8 protein-coding genes are annotated in these 7,565 nt (G+C 68.1%); 6 read left to right on the forward strand and 2 right to left on the reverse strand.

Translation table 11 applies throughout. From position 1 onward, the window contains the following. Positions 1-3 precede the first annotated feature (3 nt). Genes AC1DY5_RS05545 through AC1DY5_RS05570 form a run of 6 tightly spaced genes read left to right on the forward strand, consistent with a single transcriptional unit; the run spans position 4 to position 4,763 of the window. Positions 4-1,203 carry an acetate/propionate family kinase gene (locus AC1DY5_RS05545; RefSeq protein WP_478109436.1) on the forward strand — a complete coding sequence of 400 codons (1,200 nt, stop codon included), beginning with the start codon at positions 4-6 and terminating at the stop codon, positions 1,201-1,203. Further along, positions 1,193-1,975 carry an enoyl-ACP reductase FabI gene (fabI, locus tag AC1DY5_RS05550; RefSeq protein ID WP_478109450.1) on the forward strand — a complete coding sequence of 261 codons (783 nt, stop codon included), beginning with the start codon at positions 1,193-1,195 and terminating at the stop codon, positions 1,973-1,975. Before AC1DY5_RS05545 ends, fabI begins: the two co-directional genes overlap by 11 nt. Positions 1,976-2,002: 27 nt before the next feature. Then, entirely contained in the window at positions 2,003-2,257 is a 255-nt protein-coding gene (locus tag AC1DY5_RS05555) for an RNA-binding protein (protein ID WP_478109438.1), read from the forward strand. 20 nt (positions 2,258-2,277) lie between these two features. Then, complete coding sequence (locus AC1DY5_RS05560; RefSeq protein ID WP_478109440.1) at positions 2,278-3,294, forward strand: hypothetical protein; 1,017 nt, start codon at positions 2,278-2,280, stop codon at positions 3,292-3,294. A 27-nt stretch (positions 3,295-3,321) separates the two neighbouring features. Beyond that, on the forward strand, positions 3,322-4,206 hold the full coding sequence (gene ppk2 / locus AC1DY5_RS05565; RefSeq protein WP_478109442.1) for a polyphosphate kinase 2: 885 nt from the start codon (positions 3,322-3,324) through the stop codon (positions 4,204-4,206). Between the two features lie 50 nt (positions 4,207-4,256). Next, positions 4,257-4,763, forward strand: coding sequence for an N-acetyltransferase family protein (locus AC1DY5_RS05570; RefSeq protein WP_478109444.1), 507 nt, complete (start codon positions 4,257-4,259; stop codon positions 4,761-4,763). A 2-nt stretch (positions 4,764-4,765) separates the two neighbouring features. Here the strand turns inward: AC1DY5_RS05570 and AC1DY5_RS05575 are convergent, their stop codons facing one another. Continuing rightward, positions 4,766-6,535, reverse strand: coding sequence for a SulP family inorganic anion transporter (locus tag AC1DY5_RS05575; protein WP_478109446.1), 1,770 nt, complete (start codon positions 6,533-6,535; stop codon positions 4,766-4,768). Between the two features lie 42 nt (positions 6,536-6,577). After that, a complete protein-coding gene (locus AC1DY5_RS05580; protein WP_478109448.1) occupies positions 6,578-7,513 on the reverse strand; it encodes a DUF2950 domain-containing protein in 936 nt (311 codons plus the stop codon). Between the last annotated feature and the right edge of the window lie 52 nt (positions 7,514-7,565).

Genomic DNA, 7,565 nt, shown 5'->3' on the forward strand with positions numbered 1-7,565 from the left:
GCCATGACCGACGTCATCCTGGTGCTGAACGCGGGCTCGTCGAGCATCAAGTTCAGCGCCTTCGCGTTGCAGGGCCAGGCGCTCGATCTGGTCCTGCGCGGCCAGGTCGAGGGGATCTTCACCGCGCCGCGGTTCGCGGCCGTGGACGGCCACGGCACGGAGGTCGGCGCCAAGGCATGGGGCGAGGGGGTCGAGCTGGGGCATGCGGGCGCCATCGGCCACCTGGCGACCTTCCTGCATGAACACCACGAAGGCTACGAACTGGCCGCCGTCGGCCACCGTGTCGTCCATGGTGGGCTCGGGTTCTCGCAGGCGACACGGGTCACTCCGGCGGTGGTTTCGGCCCTCCAGACGCTGATTCCGCTGGCCCCCCTGCACCAGCCGCACAACCTCAAGGCCATCGAGGTCGTCGCGAGGGAGCGGCCGGACCTGCCCCAGGTGGCCTGCTTCGACACCGCCTTCCACCGCGGGCAGCCCGAGGTGGCGCAGGCCTTTGCGCTGCCCTCCTCGATCACTAACCTCGGCGTGCGGCGCTACGGCTTCCACGGCCTGTCGTACGAATACATCGCCAGCGTGCTGCCGCAATTCGATCCGAAGGCGGCGGCGGGCCGCACGATCGTCGCGCACCTCGGCAACGGCGCCAGCATGTGCGCGATGTCGGCCGGGCGCAGCCTGGCAAGCACGATGGGTTTCACCGCGGTCGACGGATTGCCGATGGGCACGCGCAGCGGCAATCTGGATCCGGGCGTCATCCTCTATCTGCTGAACGAAATGCGGATGGACGCGAGCGCGGTCGAGGAGCTGATCTACAAGAAATCCGGGCTGCTGGGCGTCTCGGGCCAGTCGAGCGACATGCGGGTGCTGTTGGCCAGCGACGACGCCCGCGCCCGCTTCGCGATCGATCTCTATGCCTACCGGATCGGTCGCGAACTCGGATCCCTGGCTGCCGCGACGCAGGGCATCGACGCGCTGGTGTTCACCGCCGGGATCGGCGAGCACGCAGCGGCGCTGCGCGAGCGCGTCTGCCGCGACGCCGCCTGGCTCGGCGTTGAGCTCGATCCGGAGGCCAACCAAGCCCACGGCCCGCGCATCAGCACGCCGTCGAGCAGGGTCTCGGCGTGGGTGATCCCCACCAACGAGGAGTGGATGATCGCCCGACATACCCACCATGTGATCAGATCGGGGAATGATGATGACGATTGAATTGCCACGCCCGTTGCTCAAGGGCGCCAAGGTGCTGGTCTGCGGGATCGCCAACGAGCACTCGATCGCCTACGGCTGCGCAGCGGCCTTTCGCGAGCTGGGCGCCGATCTGGCCATCACCTACGCCGGCGAGAAGGCCAAGGCCCATGTCGAGCCGCTGGCGACCGCCCTCGAGGCGCCGATCCTGATGCCGCTGGACGTTTCCAAAGCCGGCGAGCTGGAGGCGCTTTTCGGGCGCATCGAGAGCGAATGGGGCCGGCTCGACGTGGTGGTGCACTCGATCGCATGGGCACCGAAGGAGGATCTGCAGGGGGGCTTGCTGCAATGTTCCGCCGAGGGCTTCGCCCAGGCGATGGACGTCTCGTGCCATTCCTTCGTGCGGATGGCCCGGCTGGCCGCTCCCCTGATGAAAGACGGCGGCACGATGTTCACGATGTCCTACCACGGCGCCAACAAGGTGGTTCCCAACTACAACGTGATGGGGCCGGTCAAGGCGGCCCTCGAGGCGTCGGCCCGCTACCTGGCCTACGAGCTCGGCCCCCAGGGGATCCGGGTTCATGCGATCTCCCCCGGTCCGCTCAAGACCCGGGCGGCCGGCGGGCTCAAGGACTTCGACCTGTTGCTCACCGAGGCGGCGCAGCGCGCTCCGCTCGGCGAGCTGGTCGACATCATGGATGTCGGCTTCACCTGCGCGTTCCTTGCGACGCCTTACGCGCGGCGGCTCTCGGGTGAAACGCTGTACGTCGATGGCGGCGTTCACATCATGGCGTAGCAAATTCAGCTTCCAAGGAGATTCGAGATGGCACGGCTGTTGTTGGGAAATATCGAAAACGGCACCACCGACGAGGAGGTCAAGGCCTTCCTGGTGAAGTACGGGTTTCCGGCCTTCGACGAGATCCAGCATGTCCCGGGCGACGGCTCGCGACCCGCGGTGGTGCTGACCTTCCGCGATGTGCATCCGGATGGCCTGCACAAGCTCAAGGAAAGGATCCACAACATGTACTGGAGGAAGGGCCGGATCAATGCGCAGATCCTGAGCGACGACTTCGCCTGATCAGCCTGGAGGGACGCGCCATGGGACTCATCGGCCGCCTGTTTGGCGACAAGCAAAAGCACGCGCCGCGGGACGAGGAAGTCGAGCGCATGGTGGCTCGCGTCATCGACCTTAGCCCGCGGCTGCGATTGGCGCAAGGCCATGAAGCTCGCTTGAGGTCGGCGATCGCGCAGGCGGCGGAACACTTGCGCGAGCTGGTGGCGGGGTTTCCTTCGCCGCACGCCTTGAGCCCGGCAAGCTGGGCCTCCGACTCCTATATTCGCGCGTTCTTCGGCGCTGCGGACGATGTCGGACCCACACTCGGCCGCTCGACGGAACTGGCCAGCTTGTTCGATCAGCAGCCAGGCCTTTCGGAGGCCTATGCCGTGCTCGGGATGGCGATGAACGAACGCCGCACGCTGGGCGTTGCGCAGGAAGGCGATGTCATGCGCTCGGATGTCGCGCAGACCACAGTGAGCTTCAGCGATCACCAGATCAGGATCTGTGGCGCAACGGAGGCCGACCTCAGGAAGGAGATCCAGCGCCGGATGGTCGACCAGCTGGCGATCGAGGCGCTCGCCGGGATCGCTGCGGAAAGCGCCCGTCGTGACGACCTGGAGCAGGAGCGCGCACTGGTCGTGGCCCGATTGCGGCTGCTCGGGCGGCAAGGCGTCGGCATGCAATCGGTGCTCGGCGGCGACGCCGAAGTCGATGCCGGCGAATTGGCGCGCCTGCGCGCGCAGCGCGAGGAGAACGACCAGGCCCTCAAGAACCTGGGCTCGCGTTCCGAGGCGCTGGACCGCCAGCTCGATCGCATGTGCGAGGTGTTCGCGGACGCCAGGAACCTGATTCGCGTCAACCCCCGAACCCTGCGCCTGAGCCGGATGAACGTCGTTCTCCCTGAGCAGGGAACGGAGGATGGCCACACGCTCGATCTGGAGATCGCCCGGGTCCCGGGCGACCCACCGAGCGAGCGCGCGTTCGCGCTGGTGCGGGTGGCCAGGGTCGACGTGCCCAAACCCCGAAACCTGTTCGACGAGGCCGCGAGGCTGCTGTAGTTTTTGAAACAACCGATGGAGGCAATCATGTCGAAGAGCGAGAAGAAGGAACACCAGGCAAAGACGRCCCACAAGGACGACGCCGCCCATGAAGCGGCCCCGCAGGGGAGCGAAGACGAGGCCAAGAGCTCGGCGCACAAGCCGCTGTCAAGAAAGGAATACGACAAGGAGATGCGGGCGCTCCACGTCGAGCTCGTCAAGCTGCAGCAGTGGGTACAGCACGCCGGGCTCAAGGTCTGCGTGCTCTTCGAGGGCCGCGACGGTGCGGGCAAGGGGGGCACGATCAAGGCGATCACCGAGCGCGTCAGCCCGCGGGTGTTTCGCGTCCTCGCGCTGCCGGCGCCGACCGAGCGGGAGAAGTCCCAGATCTATCTGCAGCGCTATATCCCTCATCTGCCGGCCGCCGGCGAGGTCGTGATTTTCGACCGCAGCTGGTACAACCGCGCCGGCGTCGAGCGCGTCATGGGTTTCTGCACCGACGCGCAGGCCAAGGCCTTCCTCGCCGCGACGCCCCTAGTGGAGCGCGCGATCATCGATTCCGGCGTGATCCTGCTGAAATACTGGCTCGAAGTCAGCCCCGAGGAGCAGACCCGCCGGCTGGAGGCGCGCATCGAGGACGGGCGCAAGATATGGAAGCTGACGCCGATGGACCTCAAGTCCTACAGCCGCTGGTACGACTACTCGCGCGCCCGCGACGAGATGTTCAAGGCCACCGACCTGCCGACGGCGCCGTGGTTCATCGTGCGCTCCGACGACAAGAAGCGCGCGCGCCTGAACCTGATCAAGCACCTGCTGGCGCACGTGCCCTATCAATCCGTGCCGCGCGAGAAGGTCAAACTGCCGAAACGGCAGGGGCGCGGCGACTACGAGGAACTGGATCACCCGTTCCGCTACGTCCCCGAGGTCTTCTAGCCATGCACGACCCGGCGGATTCCCGGCCAGACCCGGTTCTTCCGGCAACCGTGCTGCTGCGCGATGGCCGCCGGGTGACCGTGCGCGAAATCCTTCCCGGGGACAAAAAGGGACTGCAGGCCGCCTTCGAGCGCATGTCGCCGGACTCGCGCTACACGCGCTTCATGGCCACGATGCGGGAGATTCCGGACACCATGCTCGAGGCGGCGACGCACCCGCTGCCTGACCGGGAGTTCGCGCTGGTCGCGGTCGCCGGAGAGGGTCCCGGCGAATCCATCATCGGCGGGGCGCGCTATGCCTCGGACCGCGGCAGCGACCACTGCGAGTTCGCCATCGCGATCGTCGACGGCTGGCAAGGCCAGGGCCTGGCGCCGCGGCTCATGGAGACGCTGGTGGCAGCGGCCGAAGCGCATGGATTCCGGTCCATGGAGGGCTATGTCCTGTCAACCAACGCGCCGATGCGCGGGCTCGCCAAGCGTCTCGGCTTCCATGAATCGCAGTGTCCCGACGACGCCACCGTGCGGGTGGTGAGGCGCGCTCTCGGCCCCGGCCGTTGACGCTATCCGGCCTCCGCCGGACCCGACTCCGGGGCTTCGTCTTCCCAGTCTTCCCAGTCGACCGGGTGGCTGCGCAGGTAGCCCCGCACAGCCTCGCCGAGCGTCGGGTAGAAGCGCTCGGCACCCAGGCGCGCGAAAAGGCCGAAGCGCTTGAGCTTGTCCTTCACCGGGTCCTTCATCTCGGCGAAATTCAGCTCGATGCCCTCGGCGAGCAGCGTGTCGTCGAGTTCCGCCAGGATGTCGGCGGCGGTCACGTCGACGCTCGTCACCGGTTCGGCCGCGACCACGATCCGGCGCACCGGCGTGGGCGAGCTCGCCACCGCCGCCAGCACCTGGTCGCGGAAGAACTCCGCATTCGCAAAGAAAAGGGGCGCATCCCAGCGGAACAGCACCAGGCCCGGGATCCGGCTGGCCTCGGGATAGCGCTCGATGTCGTGGTAGCCCTTGATGCGGTCGACCCGCCCGAGCACCGCGGAATGGGGACGCCAGCCGTCCCAAAGGAACTCGATCACCGCGATGACGACCGCGATGCCGATACCGGGGATCGCGCCGAACAGCGCGACGCCGGCGAAGCAGACCATCGAGAGCCAGAACTCCCACTGCTGGATGCGATAGATGCGGCGCAGGTCGGCAACCTCGATCAGGCCGATGGCTGCCGCGATCACGACGGCCGCGAGCGCCGCGCTGGGCAGGTTCTGCAGCAGGTTCGGCGCCACCAGCAGCAGCGCCGTGATGGCCAGGGCGCCGACCACGCCGGTGAGTTGCGTGCGCGCGCCGGCGGCCTCGGCCACCGGAGTGCGCGATGCGCTGCTGCTGATCGGCATGCCCTGGAAGAACCCGGCCGCCAGATTGGCGGCGCCGAGGCCGATCATTTCCTGGTTCGGGGCGGGCGGCGTGCCCATCCTCGCGGCGTACACGCGCGCCAGCACGCTGGTGTCGGCGAAGGACACCAGCGCCACGGCCAGGCCGCCGAGCAGCACCGGCGTGAGGTCGTCCATGCCGATGATCGGCAGGCTGGGCGCCGGCAGGCCCTGGGGCAGGGCGCCGAGCACCGAGATGCCGGCGCGCGTGGCGAGGTCGAACGCATGGGTCGCCACCGTGGCCGCCACGACCGCGAGCAGCACGGCCGGTACCCGCGGCCGCCGCGACAGGGCAAGAATGACCGCGAGCGTTACGGCTCCGATCGCGAGCGCGGTCGAATTCGGCTTGCCGGCCAGCAGGCCCTGGGCAAAAGCCCAGAGCTGGCGATGCGGGCCTTCGGCGTCGACCGAGAAGCCGAACAGCTTCGGCATCTGGCTCACGATCACCGTGAACGCGATCCCGTTCATGTAGCCATAGCGAATCGGCTTGGAGAGCAGCTCGGTCACGAAGCCGAGCCTGGCAAGGCCGGCCGAAATGCAGACCACGCCGGAGACGATCGCCATCGTGCTCGCGAGGGCGATGGCGCGCAGGGGATCGCCCGCGGACAGCGGCGCCACGACCGCCAGGATCAGGGCTGCGAGTGCCGAGTCGGGGCCCAGCACGAGGATCCGGCTGGGTCCGAACAGCGCATAGGCGAGCAGCGGAACGATGGTCGCGTAGAGGCCGTAGATGCCGCCGACGCCCGATGCCTCGGCATAGGCGATGCCGACCGGCACCAGCATCGTGGTCAAGACCAGGCCGGCCGTGAGGTCATGCCGCAGCCAGGCGAGTTCGTAGGAGCGCAGCGCCCGCAAGCCCGGCAGCCAGCGCAGCGGCGACGGGCCCTCGATGTCCCGGGGAGAGTGGTTCACGGCGGAGCACCGAGATGTCCGGCTGCGGCAGCCAGGCGCAACTCAGCTTCCGGGCACGATCACCTTGCGCCAGCTCGGATCCGGATCGAAGCGCGTCACGGCGCGCGCGGCGGCGTCGCTGCCCGGCCCCAGGTCCTTCTCGTAGACGATGCCGTCGTGGCTGACCAGGAAGCTCATCACGCCCGTCTCCCCGTAGCGCACGGGCCATGCGACGAGCGCGAAGCCGCCCCGCATCCGGCCGCCGATCACGTAGTCGTAGGCGCCGCCCGGTGCGTCCTTGCCCTGGGCCTTGAGGATCTTGAAGTGATAACCGTGGTAGCCCTCGCCGGCCGTGCGGGGGGCATACAGCGGCCCGAGCGGGCTCTCGTCCTGCCCGGCGGCGTCGGGCCAGTAGAGGCCATCGTGCTTTCCGGGTGAACTCGCGAACTTCTGCGCGTACTCGAGCACGCCATTGCCGTCCCGGTCCTTCTGCGCGTATTCCTTCTGGGCATCGAAGTAGGCCAGCGCCGCCTGCATAGCGGCGAGCTCATTGCGGCCGATGCGCCGGCTGCGCATGGCGTCGGCGCCTTCTCGCGGATCGAAGCGCCAGCCGGCGGTGCTCTTGATGATCGGCACCGGCAAGGTCCAGTCTCCTTCGCCGGCCGCAAGCACAGCCTTGCCCGGATTCTCGAGAATGACCTGGTGCCGCTTGGCCCATGCGCCGAGAAAGGTGTAGACGTCTTCCGCGTCAACGCCGGCTGGCGGAACGAAGCGCCGCCAGTCGGGCCCGAGCACCGTGCCCAAGGCTGCGGCATCGACGCGCGAAACCGCATCGACGAACGCTTGCGCGGCCGCCTCCGGTGTCGGATAGGCGCGCTGCGCGAACGAAGATCCCGAGGCGAGAGAGAGCGTGATGGCCACGGCCGCCACGAAGCGTTTGAAGAGGATGGCGTTCAGGAGCGAAGTCCCGAAGCGCTGGAGTGGTGTCGATTGCGCCATGTGTGTCTCCTGTCAGCGGCCACGGCCGCCCCCGCCGCCGCCGCCGCCGCCC

This window comes from Variovorax sp. P4_D9 (assembly GCF_056401695.1).

What these genes read in the sequence shown, in the direction of transcription:
- AC1DY5_RS05560 (WP_478109440.1), top strand. Translation starts at nt 2,278, where the DNA reads ATGGGACTCATCGGCCGCCTGTTTGGCGACAAGCAAAAGCACGCGCCG.
- AC1DY5_RS05545 (WP_478109436.1), top strand. Translation starts at nt 4, where the DNA reads ATGACCGACGTCATCCTGGTGCTGAACGCGGGCTCGTCGAGCATCAAG.
- fabI (WP_478109450.1), top strand. Translation starts at nt 1,193, where the DNA reads ATGACGATTGAATTGCCACGCCCGTTGCTCAAGGGCGCCAAGGTGCTG.
- AC1DY5_RS05555 (WP_478109438.1), top strand. Translation starts at nt 2,003, where the DNA reads ATGGCACGGCTGTTGTTGGGAAATATCGAAAACGGCACCACCGACGAG.
- AC1DY5_RS05580 (WP_478109448.1), bottom strand. Translation starts at nt 7,513, where the DNA reads ATGGCGCAATCGACACCACTCCAGCGCTTCGGGACTTCGCTCCTGAAC.